Annotated in this window: 13 protein-coding genes; 7 read left to right on the forward strand and 6 right to left on the reverse strand. The window is 66.2% G+C overall.

Features of this window, described 5'->3' with window-relative positions; all coding sequences use genetic code 11:
• Window positions 1-57: 57 nt before the first annotated feature.
• On the forward strand, window positions 58-4,341 hold the full coding sequence (gene rpoC / locus ABIC35_RS01220) for a DNA-directed RNA polymerase subunit beta' (protein ID WP_121078432.1): 4,284 nt from the start codon (window positions 58-60) through the stop codon (window positions 4,339-4,341).
• A gap of 105 nt (window positions 4,342-4,446) precedes the next feature.
• Here the strand turns inward: rpoC and ABIC35_RS01225 are convergent, their stop codons facing one another.
• Window positions 4,447-5,523: a carbohydrate porin gene (locus ABIC35_RS01225; RefSeq protein ID WP_121078434.1), complete on the reverse strand. Its 1,077-nt coding sequence runs from the start codon at window positions 5,521-5,523 to the stop codon at window positions 4,447-4,449.
• 204 nt (window positions 5,524-5,727) lie between these two features.
• Between ABIC35_RS01225 and ABIC35_RS01230 the strand changes: the two genes are divergently transcribed.
• Both ABIC35_RS01230 and ABIC35_RS01235 read left to right on the forward strand, forming a co-directional pair.
• Window positions 5,728-7,524 (forward strand): methyl-accepting chemotaxis protein, encoded by a 1,797-nt coding sequence (locus ABIC35_RS01230; RefSeq protein ID WP_354278172.1) that lies wholly within the window; start codon window positions 5,728-5,730, stop codon window positions 7,522-7,524.
• 303 nt (window positions 7,525-7,827) lie between these two features.
• Complete coding sequence (locus ABIC35_RS01235; RefSeq protein ID WP_121078436.1) at window positions 7,828-8,856, forward strand: right-handed parallel beta-helix repeat-containing protein; 1,029 nt, start codon at window positions 7,828-7,830, stop codon at window positions 8,854-8,856.
• A 149-nt stretch (window positions 8,857-9,005) separates the two neighbouring features.
• Here the strand turns inward: ABIC35_RS01235 and ABIC35_RS01240 are convergent, their stop codons facing one another.
• Together ABIC35_RS01240 and ABIC35_RS01245 are read right to left on the reverse strand one after the other, a co-directional pair.
• Window positions 9,006-9,380 carry a response regulator gene (locus ABIC35_RS01240; protein ID WP_121078438.1) on the reverse strand — a complete coding sequence of 125 codons (375 nt, stop codon included), beginning with the start codon at window positions 9,378-9,380 and terminating at the stop codon, window positions 9,006-9,008.
• Window positions 9,381-9,495: 115 nt separating this feature from the next.
• Window positions 9,496-9,744, reverse strand: a complete 249-nt coding sequence (locus ABIC35_RS01245; protein ID WP_183049439.1) for a DUF6894 family protein — start codon at window positions 9,742-9,744, stop codon at window positions 9,496-9,498.
• A 329-nt stretch (window positions 9,745-10,073) separates the two neighbouring features.
• Between ABIC35_RS01245 and ABIC35_RS01250 the strand changes: the two genes are divergently transcribed.
• Window positions 10,074-10,442 (forward strand): response regulator, encoded by a 369-nt coding sequence (locus ABIC35_RS01250; RefSeq protein ID WP_121078441.1) that lies wholly within the window; start codon window positions 10,074-10,076, stop codon window positions 10,440-10,442.
• Window positions 10,443-10,451: 9 nt separating this feature from the next.
• Here ABIC35_RS01250 and ABIC35_RS01255 read toward each other — a convergent pair whose 3' ends face one another.
• The 3 genes from ABIC35_RS01255 to modA are packed head-to-tail and all read right to left on the reverse strand — an operon-like array spanning window position 10,452 to window position 12,532.
• Entirely contained in the window at window positions 10,452-11,066 is a 615-nt protein-coding gene (locus tag ABIC35_RS01255) for an ATP-binding cassette domain-containing protein (RefSeq protein ID WP_121078443.1), read from the reverse strand.
• Window positions 11,056-11,745, reverse strand: a complete 690-nt coding sequence (gene modB / locus ABIC35_RS01260; RefSeq protein WP_121078445.1) for a molybdate ABC transporter permease subunit — start codon at window positions 11,743-11,745, stop codon at window positions 11,056-11,058. Before modB ends, ABIC35_RS01255 begins: the two co-directional genes overlap by 11 nt.
• 10 nt (window positions 11,746-11,755) lie before the next feature.
• Window positions 11,756-12,532, reverse strand: a complete 777-nt coding sequence (gene modA, locus ABIC35_RS01265; protein WP_121078447.1) for a molybdate ABC transporter substrate-binding protein — start codon at window positions 12,530-12,532, stop codon at window positions 11,756-11,758.
• Between the two features lie 245 nt (window positions 12,533-12,777).
• Between modA and ABIC35_RS01270 the strand changes: the two genes are divergently transcribed.
• From ABIC35_RS01270 to ABIC35_RS01280, 3 genes are read left to right on the forward strand one after another with little or no spacing between them, the layout of a single operon-like run.
• Complete coding sequence (locus ABIC35_RS01270; RefSeq protein WP_121078449.1) at window positions 12,778-13,560, forward strand: hypothetical protein; 783 nt, start codon at window positions 12,778-12,780, stop codon at window positions 13,558-13,560.
• The gene (locus ABIC35_RS01275; RefSeq protein WP_354278173.1) at window positions 13,557-14,756 is read left to right on the forward strand and encodes a M48 family metalloprotease; all 1,200 of its coding nucleotides are present in this window, start codon (window positions 13,557-13,559) and stop codon (window positions 14,754-14,756) included. The genes ABIC35_RS01270 and ABIC35_RS01275 overlap by 4 nt, the downstream gene beginning before the upstream one ends.
• The gene (locus ABIC35_RS01280) at window positions 14,756-15,349 is read left to right on the forward strand and encodes a hypothetical protein (protein WP_121078451.1); all 594 of its coding nucleotides are present in this window, start codon (window positions 14,756-14,758) and stop codon (window positions 15,347-15,349) included. The genes ABIC35_RS01275 and ABIC35_RS01280 overlap by 1 nt, the downstream gene beginning before the upstream one ends.
• Window positions 15,350-15,385: the final 36 nt, after the last annotated feature.

A 15,385-nucleotide genomic window follows, 5' to 3' on the forward strand; every position in this document is an offset into this window, starting at 1 on the left:
GCGGCCTGGGCCCCTTCCCCTCCCGCTCGCGGGAGGGGAGTTGAAGGACCAGATACGATGAACGAACTTACCAACTTCGCGAACCCGCTCGCCAAGCCGGAAACCTTCGACCAGATCCAGATCGGGATCGCGTCGCCGGACCGTATCCGCAGCTGGTCGTTCGGCGAGATCAAGAAGCCCGAGACGATCAACTATCGCACGTTCAAGCCCGAGCGTGACGGCCTGTTCTGCGCGCGCATCTTCGGTCCGATCAAGGACTACGAATGCCTGTGCGGCAAGTACAAGCGCATGAAGTACAAGGGCATCGTCTGCGAAAAGTGCGGCGTGGAAGTGACCGTCTCGAAGGTCCGCCGCGAGCGCATGGGCCATATCGAACTGGCCGCCCCTGTCGCGCACATCTGGTTCCTGAAGTCGCTGCCGAGCCGCATCGGCCTGCTGCTCGACATGCAGCTCAAGCAGCTCGAGCGCGTGCTGTACTTCGAGAGCTACATCGTCACCGAGCCGGGCCTCACCCCGCTCGAGAAGTTCCAGCTCCTCACCGAGGACGAACTGCTCGACGCGCAGGATGAATATGGCGAAGACGCCTTCTCTGCCGGCATCGGCGCGGAAGCGGTCAAGATCATGCTCATGGATCTCGACCTCGAGGGCGAGCGCAAGGAGCTTCTGGAAGAGCTGGCGACGACCAAGTCGGAGCTGAAGCCCAAGAAGATCATCAAGCGCCTCAAGGTCGTCGAGAGCTTCATCGATTCCGGCAACCGCCCGGAATGGATGATCCTCGACGTCGTGCCGGTGATCCCGCCCGAGCTGCGCCCGCTGGTGCCGCTGGACGGCGGCCGCTTCGCGACCTCGGATCTGAACGATCTGTATCGCCGCGTGATCAACCGCAACAACCGCCTCAAGCGCCTGATGGAGCTGCGCGCGCCGGACATCATCGTCCGCAACGAAAAGCGCATGCTGCAGGAAGCCGTCGACGCACTGTTCGACAACGGCCGCCGCGGCCGCACCATCACCGGTGCGAACAAGCGTCCGCTCAAGTCGCTGTCCGACATGCTCAAGGGCAAGCAGGGCCGCTTCCGTCAGAACCTGCTCGGCAAGCGCGTCGACTATTCGGGCCGTTCGGTCATCGTGACCGGTCCGGAGCTCAAGCTGCACCAGTGCGGCCTGCCGAAGAAGATGGCGCTCGAGCTGTTCAAGCCGTTCATCTACGCCCGTCTCGATGCCAAGGGTCTGTCCATGACCCTGAAGCAGGCGAAGAAGTGGGTCGAGAAGGAGCGCAAGGAAGTCTGGGACATCCTGGACGAGGTGATCCGCGAGCACCCGGTTCTGCTGAACCGTGCGCCGACGCTCCACCGTCTGGGCATCCAGGCGTTCGAGCCGGTGCTGATCGAAGGCAAGGCGATCCAGCTCCACCCGCTGGTCTGCTCGGCCTTCAACGCCGACTTCGACGGTGACCAGATGGCCGTCCACGTTCCGCTGAGCCTCGAGGCCCAGCTGGAAGCGCGCGTCCTGATGATGTCGACCAACAACATCCTGTCCCCCGCGAACGGCAAGCCGATCATCGTGCCGTCGCAGGACATGGTGCTGGGTCTCTATTACATCACCATGGAGAAGGAAGGCGAGCCGGGCGAAGGCATGCTGCTGGCCGACATGGCGGAGGTCCACCAGGCCCTCAACGCCGGCGCGGTCACGCTGCACACCAAGATCACCAGCCGCGTCCCGCAGACGGACGAGGACGGCAAGCAGTACCTCAAGCGCTACCAGACCACCCCGGGCCGCATGCTGCTCGGCGAGTGCCTGCCGCACAGCCACAAGGTGCCGTTCGACGTCGTCAACCGCCTGCTCACCAAGAAGGACGTGGGCGACGTGATCGACGAGGTCTATCGTCACACCGGCCAGAAGGAGACCGTGCTGTTCGCCGACGCGATCATGTCGCTGGGCTTCCGCCACGCGTTCAAGGCCGGCATCTCGTTCGGCAAGGACGACATGATCATTCCGGAAGCCAAGGTGGGTCTGGTCGACGAGACCAAGGCCTTGGTGAAGGACTTCGAGCAGCAGTATCAGGACGGCCTGATCACGCAGCAGGAGAAGTACAACAAGGTGATCGACGCCTGGAGCCGTTGCGGTGACCAGGTGGCCGCGGCGATGATGGACGAGATCAAGGCGGTCAAGAAGGACCCCGAGACCGGCCGTCAGAAGCCCGACAACGCCATCTACATCATGGCGCACTCGGGTGCCCGTGGTTCGGCGGCGCAGATCAAGCAGCTGGCCGGCATGCGCGGCCTGATGGCCAAGCCGTCGGGCGAGATCATCGAAACGCCGATCATCTCGAACTTCAAGGAAGGTCTGACCGTTCTTGAATACTTCAACTCGACCCACGGCGCCCGTAAGGGCCTCGCGGACACCGCGTTGAAGACGGCGAACTCGGGCTACCTCACCCGTCGTCTGGTCGACGTGTCGCAGGACTGCGTCGTCCTCGAGGACGATTGCGGCACCGAGCGCGCGCTGGAGATGAAGGCGATCGTGCAGGGCGGTTCGGTGATCGCCTCGCTCGGCGAGCGCATCCTGGGCCGCACCACGGCCGAGGACATCGTCGATCCGAAGACCAACCAGGTCGTGATCCCGGTCGGCACCCTGCTGGACGAGCCGATGATCGCGCAGATCGAAGCGCTCAGCACGCCTGCGGTGAAGATCCGTTCGCCGCTGGTCTGCGAAGCCAAGCTCGGCGTGTGCGCCAAGTGCTACGGGCGTGACCTCGCCCGCGGTACCCCGGTGAACATCGGCGAAGCGGTGGGCGTCATCGCGGCGCAGTCGATCGGTGAGCCGGGCACGCAGCTGACCATGCGTACCTTCCACATCGGCGGTGCGGCGCAGCTCAACGAGCAGTCGAACCTCGAAGCCCCCGTGGACGGCAAGGCCGAGTTCCGCGACCTGCGTCTGATCGAGGATCAGCGCGGCCGTCGCGTGGTGCTCAGCCGCTCGGGCGAGATCGCGATCATGGACATGGATGGCCGCGAGCTGGCCGTGCACAAGATCCCGTACGGCGCCTATGTGATGTTCGACGACGGCCATCTGGTCAGCGCCGGCGATCGCATGGCCGAATGGGATCCGTTCACCATGCCGGTGATCACCGAAACCGGTGGTGTCGTGAAGTATCAGGACATCATCGAAGGCAAGACCATGACGGAGCAGGTCGACGAAGCGACGGGCATCGCCCAGCGCGTCGTCACCGAATTCCGCGGTGCGGGCAAGAAGGAGGACCTGCGTCCTCGCATGACCCTCACCGGCGAGAATGCCGCCGAAGCCGCCCGCTACATGCTGGCGCCGGGCGCGGTGATCTCGGTCGAGGACGGTGCCACGGTGCAGGGCGGTGACGTTCTGGCCCGTGTGGCGCGCGAGTCCGCCAAGACCCGCGACATCACCGGTGGTCTGCCGCGCGTCGCCGAGCTGTTCGAAGCGCGCAAGCCCAAGGAAAATGCCATCATCGCGAAGGTCTCGGGCCGCGTGGTGTTCGGCAAGGACTACAAGGCCAAGCGCAAGATCGGTATCCAGCCGGAGGACGGCGGCGAGGTCGTGGAGTATCTGGTCCCGAAGTCGAAGGTGATCGACGTTCAGGAAGGCGACTACGTCAAGCGTGGCGACAACCTGATCGGCGGTTCGCCGGATCCGCACGACATTCTGGAAGTGCTCGGCATCGAGCCGCTGGCCGAATATCTGGTCAGCGAAATCCAGGAAGTCTATCGACTGCAGGGCGTGAAGATCAACGACAAGCACATCGAGGTGATCGTTCGCCAGATGCTGCAGAAGGTCGAGATCACCGATGGCGGCGACACCACGCTGCTGGCGGGCGAACAGGTCGATCGCGACGAGATGGACGAGCATAACGAGAAGCTCCAGCCGGGCCAGCAGCCCGCGCAGGGCAAGCCGATCCTGCTCGGCATCACCAAGGCGTCGCTGCAGACCCGCAGCTTCATCTCGGCCGCGTCGTTCCAGGAGACCACCCGCGTGCTCACCGAAGCCGCGGTGCAGGGCAAGAAGGACACGCTGCTCGGCCTGAAGGAGAATGTGATCGTCGGCCGCCTGATCCCCGCCGGTACCGGCGCGGGCATGGGTCGCCTGCGCGTCGCTGCAACCTCGCGCGATGCGGCGCTGCGCGTCGCCCAGCGCAAGATGCAGGAAGCCTCGCTCATCGCTCCGGCGAGCGCGGCGGAAGAGCATGCGGCCGAACTGGCCCGCAGCACGCGCGACGCAGGCGGCACCGGGGATGATCCCCTCGCGTCGGTGACCCCCTCGGGCCACGGCACCGATGCGGATGCCGGCGAGTATCTGAACGAGGCGGAATGATCCGCCCCGTTCGGGGGCTCCCAGCCTGACCGAACGTGACACGAACAGAGCCGCCGTCCGGAATGCCGGGCGGCGGCTTTTTCGTTGCAGGAAGGCCGCGTGCGATCAGATCGCGATCGTCAACCGCAGCATGCCGACCACCACCCCGCGCGCCTTCTCCACGCCGCCGCGATCGGCGATGAACTGAAGGTCCGGCTGGACGGTCAGCCATTTGGCGAGACGGTCCGAATAGGTCAGCTCGAAGGTGGTTTCGGCACGCGAGGGCCGCGTACCTTCGTCGAGCAGCATCGCCCGATACCCCGGGGTGGTCACGCCGCGGCTCATCCCGAACGATGCCTGGGAGTCCGGCCGGCGGGCGACGAGCCGCTCGATCAGGAACCCGGCCTGCCAGCCCCCCTGGAAGGGCGTGGCAGCCCCGCCCGACACCCCCGCACGGCCGAACGCGGTGAGCGATCGCTTGCCCTCCCCGCCCACCAGCTGCAGCTCGATAATGGCATAGCCGCCATGGTCGACACGCTGGAGCGGGACGCCGTCCACATTGACCTGGGTGTAGTCGTTATGCCGCTTGGTGTAGTGCCAGTAGCCGCCGGCGATCTTGAGACCCGGCCGCTCGACCCCGGCCTCGCCGGCCAGCAGAAGTCCGTGGCGGAAGCTGAAGTCGATGCCATGCGGATCGCCCAGACAGCCCGCCGCTGCGTTGAGCACCGCCGCGCGCACATAGCCGAGATGATCGAAGCGATGCTCCACCCGCACCGTCAGCGCGGTGGACGGGAAGATCGACGGTCCATTCGGTCCCGAGGCGGCGAGTTCGGACCCGGCGCCGAACGACGGTGAGATCAGCAGCCCCGCCGACCCATTGGCGTAGAACTCGCTGTTGAGATCATAGGCACCGGTGCGCAGCGTGGTGTGGCGGCCGATACGCTGCTCCACCCAGGCTTCGAACAGCCGAAGATGGTGGCTCGCCACCTCGATATTGTCGACGCCCTGCAGCGTGGCCGCCACATCGTTCGGGCGCCCGCCCATCGTGCTCATCACATGCACATGCGCCTTGGCGCCTTGCCAGCCGACCAGCCGCGCCAGATCGGCGTCCGCGGTGAGGTCGGTATCGTCGAGCACAAAGGTCCGGTCACGGTCGCCGCCGCGCGCCACGCTGGCGATATCGATCGTCTCCACCAAGTGCACGTCTACCGCCCTCTGGGCAAATACGTAGGTCGGCGCCGTACAACCCAGAACAAGGGCAAACAGAAAGCACTTCATCACCAAGCATCCCGTCACCCCTCGACCAGCGTTTTAGGATGAACGACTCTGCTTTACGGAATCTTGTCTATAATTTTTCTGGAGAGGATGCTTCTCATTGCGGACGCGTCACAAGCTTGGAGCGAAGTCGTGCAGTCGATCGCGTATTCAACACGTAAGCTAACGATCGCTATCATCCTGCTTTTCCTGCTGTGCGGTGGTACCGGGATCGTATCGTCCTGGATGCTGAGCAGGGCGCTCGACAAACAGGCGACCGCCTCGGCGCTGCTCCGCAACCATATGGAAGCGGACATGATGCACGATGCGGTGCGCAGCGACGTGCTGGCCATCCTCGCCTCGCGCGAGCCTGGCATCGGCATCAAGCTGGAGGATGCGCGCAAGGACCTCGACGAGCATCTCGGCACGCTGCGCAAGCGGATCGCCGAGGATGTGGCGTTCAAGGGCGACGCCGCGATCGAGGCCGCCGCCGCGAAGGTCGGTGATCCGATGGTCGCCTATGCCAACGCCGCCCAGCAGATCGCCGATGCCGTCGCCAGCAACCCTGCCGCGGCCAAGCGCCAGCTGCCCGGCTTCTTCCAGCAATTCTCGGTCCTCGAGGAATCCATGGCCGCCGCGTCGGACGCGATTGAGCGCTATTCCGACGGCACCGCGCGCGCCGGCGCGACGCTTGGCTGGATCACCACCGGCCTGCTGGTCGCCACGCTGGCCGCCGCGATCGCCGGCGCGCTGTACGGCGCGGGTCTCGCCCGCCGCCGCTTGGTCGTTCCGCTGATCAGCCTTTCGGACACGGTGGAGCAGCTGGTCGCGGAGCCGGGCATGCCTGTTCCCGAAACCGATCGCCAGGACGAGCTGGGCGCCCTCGCCCGCGCCATCGCGCGCTTCAACCAGCAGGTGGAAGCCGCCAACGCCGAGAAGCAGTCGACCACCGAACTGATCGTCGAAACCGTCGGCTCGGGGCTGCAGAGGCTGGCGGGCGGCGACCTCACCGCCCGTGTCGATGCCGATCTGAGCGGCCCCTTCGCCCGCCTCAAGCAGGACTTCAACCGTGCGGTGGACAGCCTGCGCGAGCTGATCGGCTCGGTGCACAGCGGCGCCGGATCGCTGCGCCGCGCCTCCACCGAGATCACCGCCGCCTCCGAGGACCTTGCCCGCCGCACCGAAGCCAATGCCGCGAGCCTGGAGACGACCACGGCCGAGATCAGCCAGATCGACGAGCGCCTGCGCACCTCGGTCCGCGCCGCCAGCGAGACGGTGGGCCGCGCCGACCAGACGATCGAGGCAGTCAGCTCCGGCCGTTCGCGCGTGAGCAACGCGGTGACCGCGATGAGCCGCGTCTCCGAAAGCGCCAAGGGCATCGACGCGGTGATCGAGGGCCTCGACAAGATCGCCTTTCAGACCCGGGTGCTCGCGATGAACGCCGCAGTCGAGGCCGGTCGCGCCGGCGAGGCGGGCCGCGGCTTCGCCGTCGTCGCCGACCTCGTCTCCGCGCTCGCCATGCGCGCCGAGGAGGAGGCCGGCCGCGCCCGCGACCAGCTGACCGTCACCCAGGTCGAGATCGGCACGGCAGTTGCCGCGGTCGAGGATGTCGACGGCGCGTTCAGCTCGATCTCGGAAAACGCCCAGTCGGTGCACAAGCTGCTCGGCCAGGTCGCCGCGGACAACCGCGTCCAGTCGGAGTCGATCTCGCGATTGAGCGAGACAATCCGGGTGATGGACAATTCCACCCAGCAGAACGCCGCGATGGTCGAGGAAACTTCGGCCGCCGCGCGCAACCTGATGGCCGAGATCGGGCAGCTGGTGGAGCATGCCGCCCAGTTCCGCATCGAAGGCGGCGCGGCCGCATCGTCAGCGCGGGGCTCGGGCCGCGCGTCCTATGCGCTGCCGGTGGCGAGCGTCGCCGCGATGAGCGAGGAAGCCTGGGTGTAGAGCGCTGGCGCGGCCAGGACGTGCTGCAGTTGCGGTCGGGCGGCGCCGCGGATCGAATTGCGCGTAGCTCGAAGTCCCGGACCATTGTAAAGCTGACCCAGGCCTAAACAATCTTCACGATGCGCGGCGGCAGCCCGGCTCCGCCGCACGATTCATGCTCAACGGCTTCCTTAAGGATATCATAGACGTCGGTGACACCGACGGTGATTACTTGGAGCTGTACCCATGTCACACTGTCTCGACACGACGACGGGCCATTCGATCGACACCATGCCCATCCGCCTTTGAACAAAGGGAAGACCCATGTTTGCGTTCCTCGCCTATCTCGCTGCCGCCGTACCTGCCCCCGCGGCCGCGCTGCAGGCCCAGGTCCTTACCGTCGCCACGCCGGCCGAACTGGCCAATGCGATCGCCCAGGCGAAAAGTGGCAGCGTCATCAAACTGGCGCCAGGCAATTATGGACAGCTCACCCTCAACGATCGGGTGTTCACCGCGGCAGTGACGATCACCAGCGACAATCCGAGCCGGCCGGCGCTGTTCACGCGGGTTAATCTCAACCGCTCGGTCAACGTCACCTTCTCCAAAGTAGAAATCTCGACGGTCCTTGGTGCGGACGACTACATGGTGCGTGTAGTCGATGGATCGAACATCACGTTCGACAACGTCTACATCCACGGCCTTATCGACGGCGCCGTCAAGAAAGACGGTAGTGCGATCAGCGTCGCGCGGAGCAACGGCTTCACTTTGTCGACATCCCGGTTGTTCGAGATCGCGGTCGGCATCCGCGTACGGCAGAGCAAGAACGTCGTTATCCGTGACAACGATATCAGCATGATTGGTATCGATGCCGTGGAGATCCCCGGCACCAACGGCGTGCAGATCGCTCGCAACAAGATTTCCAAGTTCCGCACCACCGATCCTTACCATCCCGACTCGGTGCAATGCTGGACGACGGGCGAGACCAGCGGCTGCAAGAACGTAAAGATTGTCGACAATCAGTTCTTGGGCGACTTCAACACGACCAGCGCTACATATCCCTATCCCCAGGGCGTCTTCTTCGGAGACGAAATCGGTGTCGGAGGATATGAGAACATTGAGGTCACCGGCAATCTGTTTGTCTGCCCCAACTGGCACGCGATCACCATCGGCAGCGCGCGCGGCACGATCATCCGGAACAACCGCATCTCAGCATGTGCCGGTGTGACGCCCTGGATCCGCGTGAACGACCCCACCATCGTGATCCAAGGCAACATCGCGCCGAGCTATTACATCAACAGCGACAAGCCCTCCCGACCGGCAGGGAATGACGTTGGCAGCGCCGCTGCGAAGTGAGGCCGTAAGCAGGGAGGGCGGCCGCATGCCACCAATATCAGTCGTTTGACACGAACAATGCCCGGCATCCGGGCCAGCGTTCTCCCGCCACACCACGCGCCGCGGTGCGCTCCAGAACATCGCTCTCGGTATGGCAGCCGCCGCTACGCCTACGCGGCGCGGCCGGCTTGCTGCCCGACGAGCTTGGCAAGCTGGGTAGGACGATAGGGTTTGGGCAGGAAAAGACTGTCGTCGGGAAGCTGGTCCGGCTCCAGCCATTGTTTGCCCGAAGTGACGATCACCTTCACGCGCGGGAAACGGACCGTGACGATGTCTGCCAGCTCCAGCCCGTCGATCGGCCCGGGCATGTTGATGTCGGTGAACACCACCGCGACTTCATGCTTCTCGAGAAGCGCGAGCGCCTCCATCGCGTCGGGCGCCTCCAGCACCTGGAAGCCGCTTTCTGCCAGTGCGTCCGCAGCAATCATGCGCACAAAGTTCTCGTCTTCGACGACGAGAACCGTGGGTTCTTCCGAGCTGGTCATAATTGCCTCCAGCACATCAACGTCCCAATGCACGGCCAGTTGCGTCTAAGGATTTTGCCAGAAGCTACTGTACCCGCATCGGAATCGACTTGAGAGAAGACTGCACGCACCGCCTTCAAGCGCCGTCGGGCACCACATGCACGCACTCCACGAACGGGACGGAGCGCAGAAGCTCGCCGGTCGACCGCACCACGTCGATGCGCCCGCGCAAATCGAGAAGGCCCTTGGACAGATCCTCGCAGAGAAGCGAACGGACGAACCCGATGGCGGTCCGCAGCGCCGCGTCGTCGTCGAGGAGGTTGGTCCCCTCGGGATCGAGGAGCCCGCCGTCACCGTCGTGCACGTGAAAATAGTAACGCTGCATCGCCGCGATCCAACTCACCACCGTGCGATCGCCAGAAGAGCCCGCCGAGGGGGGAGGCGGGCTCTTCCTTGTGCCACGCGGAGCTGGTGGGGGGATGCTCCGGCGCCGTTGCGACCCGGCTGGCCTGAAAGACTGTCCCGGTAGCGGCCTTCTGCCGAAATCCGGCGGGCTCGACAATTAGGTACTAAGACCATGTCTTGGAGAAACTAAGCGTTAGGAGCGTTCGACAGCATCATTCCCAGACAAGACGTGGTTAATGCGCGTCAAGTAAACTTAGGTTGTGGAACGAGCGCACCTCCATTTCATTCTCACCTGCTAAGGGAGCGAAGATGGGACACGAATTCTCCTCGACCATCCTTATCGTAGACGATGAGGATTACATCCGAATACTGGCGTCTTCCCTGCTTAAAGAGGAAGGCTTCCATGTTATTGAAGCATCCGGCACTGCGGAAGCGCTGGCGCTGGCAGCCAAGCACGATATCGACGTCCTGCTGACGGACCTGCACATGCCCGGCTCGCTCGACGGTTTGCAGCTGGCGGCGGAAATTCGCGCCACGGACCCGCTGGTGCATGTGATCATCTCCTCCGGAGACGATCCCTCGGTCCTCAAGGACGATGCACTGGGCGCCGTCTTCCTGCCGAAGCCGTACCGCCCCCACCAGCTGACCCGCGCCGTGCGCATGAACGCGATCGGCTGAGCGTCCCCCCTACTCTCCGAACGCCACGATCCGATCGCCCAGCCGCTCGGCCTCGCCGCGGTCGTGGGTGACCAGCAGGATCGGCAGGCCGATGCCGTCGCGCAGGCGCTCGAGCAGCGCCAGGATCTCCTCCCGCCGGGCGCGGTCGAGCGAGGCGAGCGGCTCGTCGAGCAGCAAGAAGTCTGGGTCGGTCAGCAGCGCCCGGCCGATCGCCACCCGCTTGGCCTCGCCGCCCGACAGCGTACGCGGCCAGCGATCGAGCAGGTGCGCGATGCCGAGCAAGCCGATCACCCGGTCCACGTCCACCGCCGCACCTTTTCGCCAGCCATAGAGCAGGTTGGCCCGCGCACGCAGGTGCGGGAAGAGCCGCGGCTCCTGGAACACATAGCCCGCACGCCGCGCCTCGGGCTTGAGGTCCACGCCGGTGGCGGCATCGAACAGCGTGCGCTCGCCCACCCGGATATGCCCGGCATCGGGGCGCAGCAGCCCGGCGACCATGTTGAGCACGCTCGACTTGCCCGCGCCCGACGGGCCGAACAGCACCGTTACCCCGGCACCGGGCTCGATGCGGCAGGCGATCTCGGTCTCGCCCAGCGTCCTGCGCACGTCGATGTCAAAGGACATGGGTGCCCCTGCCCGTCCGCCGCGCGACCAGCTCGGAGCCCAGCAGCGCGACAAAGGCGATGACGATCGACACCGCCGCCAGCCGCAGCACCTGCCCCTCGCCGCCCGGCACCTGCAGCGCCGAATAGATGGCGAGCGGCAGCGTCTCGGTCTCGCCGGGCACGTTGGAGACGAAGGAAATGGTCGCGCCGAACTCGCCCAGCGCGCGCGCGAAGCCAAGCACCGATCCCGCCAGCACGCCAGGCAGCGCCAGCGGCAGAGTGACGGTGGCGAAGGTCCGCACCGGCCCCGCGCCGAGGCTTCGCGCCGCCTGCTCCAGCCGCTGGTCTACGGCCTCCAGCGACAGCCGGATCGCGCGTACCATCAGCGGCAGCGCCATCACCCCGGCCGCGATCGCCGCGCCGCTCCAGCGGAACAGCACGGTCACCCCGAACCAGCGTTCGAGCAGCCCGCCGATCGGCCCCGCCGGCGCGAAGGCGAGCAGCAGCATCCAGCCGGTCACCACCGGCGGCACCACCAGCGGCAAATGGACCAGCGCGTCGAGGAGGAGTTTGCCGGGGAAGCGCCCGCGCGCGAGCAGCCAAGCCAGCGCGAAGGCCAAAGGCAGCACCGCCAGCACCGCCACGCCCCCCACCTTGAGCGAGAGCAGGACGATGCCCCATTCCTCGGCGCTCAGCACGCAGCCATGCTCATAATGGCGTGAAACCGTAGCGCGCGAAGATCGCCTTGCCGCGCGCGCTGATCAGGAAACGGCGAAACGGCTCGGCATCGGGGCTCGCCGCGGTCCTCAGCCGCGCCACCGGATAGCGGATCGGCGGATGGCTCGCCGCCGGGAAGATGCCGGCGATCCGTACCTTGGCGGAAGCGCGCGCATCGGTGGCATAGACGATGCCGAACGGCGCCGCCCCGCGCTCGACCAGCGCCAGTGCCGCGCGGACATTCTCGGCGCGCACCACGTGCGGGGCCAGCCGGTCCCAGGCGCCGATCTTCTGCAGCGCCGCCTTGCCGTAGAGCCCCGCCGGCACCGCATCGGGATCGGCCATCGCCAGCCGCGCCTGGCCGAGTGCGGCGAGCAGCGGCCCGGCGCGGTCGAGCGGCACAGTGCGTCGGTCCGCAGCCGCGCCGGCGAGGACCAGGCGATTACCCAGGAAAGCGACGCGCGTGCCGGGGGCTAGCTTGCCCGCCTTGTCCACCGCGTCCATCCACGGCTCGTCGGCTGAGACGAAGAGGTCCGCCGGCGCCCCCGATTGAATCTGCCGGGCGAGCGCCGAGGAGGCCGCGAAGGACAGCACCGGGCGCGCATGGCCCAGCCGCACCCAGGCATCGGCAGCGGCGTTCATCGATTCCTGCAGGCTGGCGGCAGCGAGCACCAGCGGGGGGCGCGGTGCGGCGTGCACGGGAACGGCAAGCGTGACGGCGAGCGCGGCCAGCAGCCAGCGGCGAGTCGGGGTCGGCGAAACGGGCATGGACGCGAAACCTCCGGGGGAGCGATGGGATCCGGTTCGCGGCTCGGCGGCAGCCTGTCAAGCAAGCCAGTCGTATAGCGCCTGGTCGGCCCGAGCATGCCGTAGCGTCATGCCTCGGCGCAGAAACGACCTCCAATAGATAACTCCATCTTAACGTCGGTCTTCGAGAAATGCAGTTGATGCCACGCAACTGGCGGTATTAAATCGATCCGATCACGCAGGGGCGCGTGACAAAAGGGGGCTTGATGAACGGCTTTACTAAGGCGGTCGCGATTGCGGCCGGCCTCTTTCTTTTCGCAGGTGCAGCACAGGCACAAGAACGCTCGGCGACCAAGCAGGGTTTCGAATTACCCGCGAAAAGCGGCAAGAAGATCCTGGTATTCCGCCCGTCGATCAGCGTAGGCGCGCAGTCGACCGGCGGCATGTTCGAACCCAACGGCGAATGGACGGAGAAGGCCAAGGCCAATCTCCAGGCGGCGCTGGCCAAGGTTCAGGCCTCGCTGGGCAATGCGGTGATCGTCGCGCCGGAGGCCTATGGAGAGGACGCGCAGGCACTGCAGGAGCATATGCAGCTGTTCGCCGCCGTCTCGGACGCGGTGATCCAGTACCAGTTTTTCATCGGCAACCGCCTGCCGACCAAGAAGCGCGACAACAAGAATGCGGTGTTCGATTGGTCGCTGGGCAAGGGCGTCGCCGATCTGCCGGGCGCCAAGGATGCCGATTACGGCCTCTTCCTGTTCACCAAGGACGCCTATGGCTCGACCGGGCGCAAGATGCTGCAGGTGTTCGCGGCGTTCGGCGGCATTTCGGTGAAGTCGGGCGTGCACCAGGGCTATGCCGGGCTGGTCGATCTGCGCACCGGCGACTTGCTATGGCTGAATGCCGACCAGGAAATGGGCGGCGACGTGCGCGAGGCCGAGGGTTCGGAGAAGCGCATCCACCAGCTGCTCGAGGATTTCCCCGGCAGCACCGCGCTCAAGGCGCAGACGGTTGCGCAGGCGGCCGCTCCTACGGCCCCGAAGCCATGAGCCGGCGCCGGATGCATGCGCTCGGCGCCGGCATCGGACTGCTCCTCGCCAGCCCCGCCGCCGCTCAGCAGGCAGCTTTGCTCCCGCCCTACGCAGGCGTGTACCAGCCCAAGGGCGTCGATGAGGTGGGCCTCTGGCACGAGGACGATGAGGACGAGCGCCAGCTCGCCGCCTCGAACGTGCTCATCCGCGACGAGCGGCTGACCGGCTACCTCAAGTCGGTGCTGTGCGACACGGTTGGCAAGGATCGCTGCGGCGCGGTGCGAATCTACGTCCTGCGCTGCCCCGTATTCAACGCCAGCATGTCGCCCAACGGCACGATGCGGGTGTATAGCGGGCTGTTCCTGCGCGTCCGCAACGAGGCCGAGCTGGGCATGGTGCTCGGCCATGAGTTCGGCCATTTCGAGCGGCGGCATAGTCTCGCGGGCTTCAGGGCCCGGCGCTCGGGGTCGGACGCGGCGGCCTGGCTGGCGGTGCTGGCAGGTACAGCGGCGACCTATACGACAATGTCGAGCTATCAGAATGTCCAGCTCGCGGTCTATGGCGGCATCTATCGCCATGATCGCGACCAGGAGCGCGAGGCCGATCGGCTGGGCGTCGCCTATCTCAACCAGAGCCACCTCCAGCCCCAGGCCGCCTCGGCGGTGTGGCAGCATGTGATGGAGGAAGCCGAAGCCTCGGCCAGCGCCAAGGGCCTCAAAAAGCCCAACTTCAAGGCGATCGCCTTCGCCGATTCCCACCCGCCCGATGCCGAACGCGCCGGCTATCTGGCCGCGCTCGCTTCGCCCGACGGTGCGGGTCGGGACGATGGTGCCGACCGTTATCGTGCGGCGCTGGCACCGTTCCTCGGCCAGTTCCTCGACGATCAGATCAAGCTGAACGACTTCGGCGCGAGCGACTATCTGATCCAGAACCTGGCGACGACGGGCTGGACGGGGACGCTGTGGTGCAAGCGCGGCGACCTCTACCGCACCCGCGGCAACCCGCGCGACCTGATCGCCGCCGCCGAGTTCTATGCCAACGCGGTCAAGCTCGATCCGACGCTGGCCGAGGCGCATCGCGGGCTGGGCCTGTCGCTGATGAAGACCGGCCGCGCGAGCGAGGCGCTGGTGCCGCTGCAAACCTATCTCAGCCTGCGCCCCGATGCGGCGGATGCGGGCATGATCAAGATGATGATTCCGGGGGAGTCCAAGTGATGAAGTTCAACACCCTGCGCGTGGCGCTCGCGCTCGCCGCCGCCGCCACCCTGTCCGTCCCCGCCGATGCGCACAAGCTGGCGGAGAAGGGCAAGGCCGTCACGGTCGCGGAGTCGACGCTGTCGGTCACGCCGACGCGCGACTGGAACCGGCTGTCGGGCAAGCCCGGCAAGCATGCCGAGGCCTGGACGCTGGACGGCGAACAGCTCGACGAAGTCACCTTCTACGCCGCGATCGAGCCCGGCGAGCCGCTGATCCGCGAGCGCAGCAAGAAGAAGGAGCCGCTGCCCAAGTTCCGCAAGGACATGCTGCTGGCGGAGGTGCCGGAGCTGCTGGAGCGCACCTACCGCACCGGCAAGGACGCGCGCGACTTCCAGCTGCGCGGCGCGACCCCGGGCAAGTTCCTCGGCCGCGACGGCGTGACCTTCGCCTACCTGGTGACCGACGCCGACGGGCTGACCCGCAAGGGCGAGGCGCGCGCGGCGATCGTCGACGGCAAGCTCTACATGGTCACCTTCGACGCGCCGCGGCTGCATTATTTCGACCTGCTGGCCGACGATGCCCGCGCGCTGATGGCCTCGGCGACGCTGTAACCACCCCCGTTCCTCCCCTGCGCGCCGCGGGGGAGG

Origin of the sequence: Sphingomonas trueperi (assembly GCF_040545965.1) — a bacterium.
GTDB lineage: Bacteria > Pseudomonadota > Alphaproteobacteria > Sphingomonadales > Sphingomonadaceae > Sphingomonas > Sphingomonas trueperi_C.

Excerpts from the sequence above, each read along its gene's own strand:
- rpoC (WP_121078432.1), top strand. The coding sequence starts at position 58 with ATGAACGAACTTACCAACTTCGCGAACCCGCTCGCCAAGCCGGAAACC.
- ABIC35_RS01235 (WP_121078436.1), top strand. The coding sequence starts at position 7,828 with ATGTTTGCGTTCCTCGCCTATCTCGCTGCCGCCGTACCTGCCCCCGCG.
- ABIC35_RS01240 (WP_121078438.1), bottom strand. The coding sequence starts at position 9,380 with ATGACCAGCTCGGAAGAACCCACGGTTCTCGTCGTCGAAGACGAGAAC.
- ABIC35_RS01245 (WP_183049439.1), bottom strand. The coding sequence starts at position 9,744 with ATGCAGCGTTACTATTTTCACGTGCACGACGGTGACGGCGGGCTCCTC.
- ABIC35_RS01250 (WP_121078441.1), top strand. The coding sequence starts at position 10,074 with ATGGGACACGAATTCTCCTCGACCATCCTTATCGTAGACGATGAGGAT.
- ABIC35_RS01255 (WP_121078443.1), bottom strand. The coding sequence starts at position 11,066 with ATGTCCTTTGACATCGACGTGCGCAGGACGCTGGGCGAGACCGAGATC.
- modA (WP_121078447.1), bottom strand. The coding sequence starts at position 12,532 with ATGCCCGTTTCGCCGACCCCGACTCGCCGCTGGCTGCTGGCCGCGCTC.
- ABIC35_RS01270 (WP_121078449.1), top strand. The coding sequence starts at position 12,778 with ATGAACGGCTTTACTAAGGCGGTCGCGATTGCGGCCGGCCTCTTTCTT.
- ABIC35_RS01275 (WP_354278173.1), top strand. The coding sequence starts at position 13,557 with ATGAGCCGGCGCCGGATGCATGCGCTCGGCGCCGGCATCGGACTGCTC.
- ABIC35_RS01280 (WP_121078451.1), top strand. The coding sequence starts at position 14,756 with ATGAAGTTCAACACCCTGCGCGTGGCGCTCGCGCTCGCCGCCGCCGCC.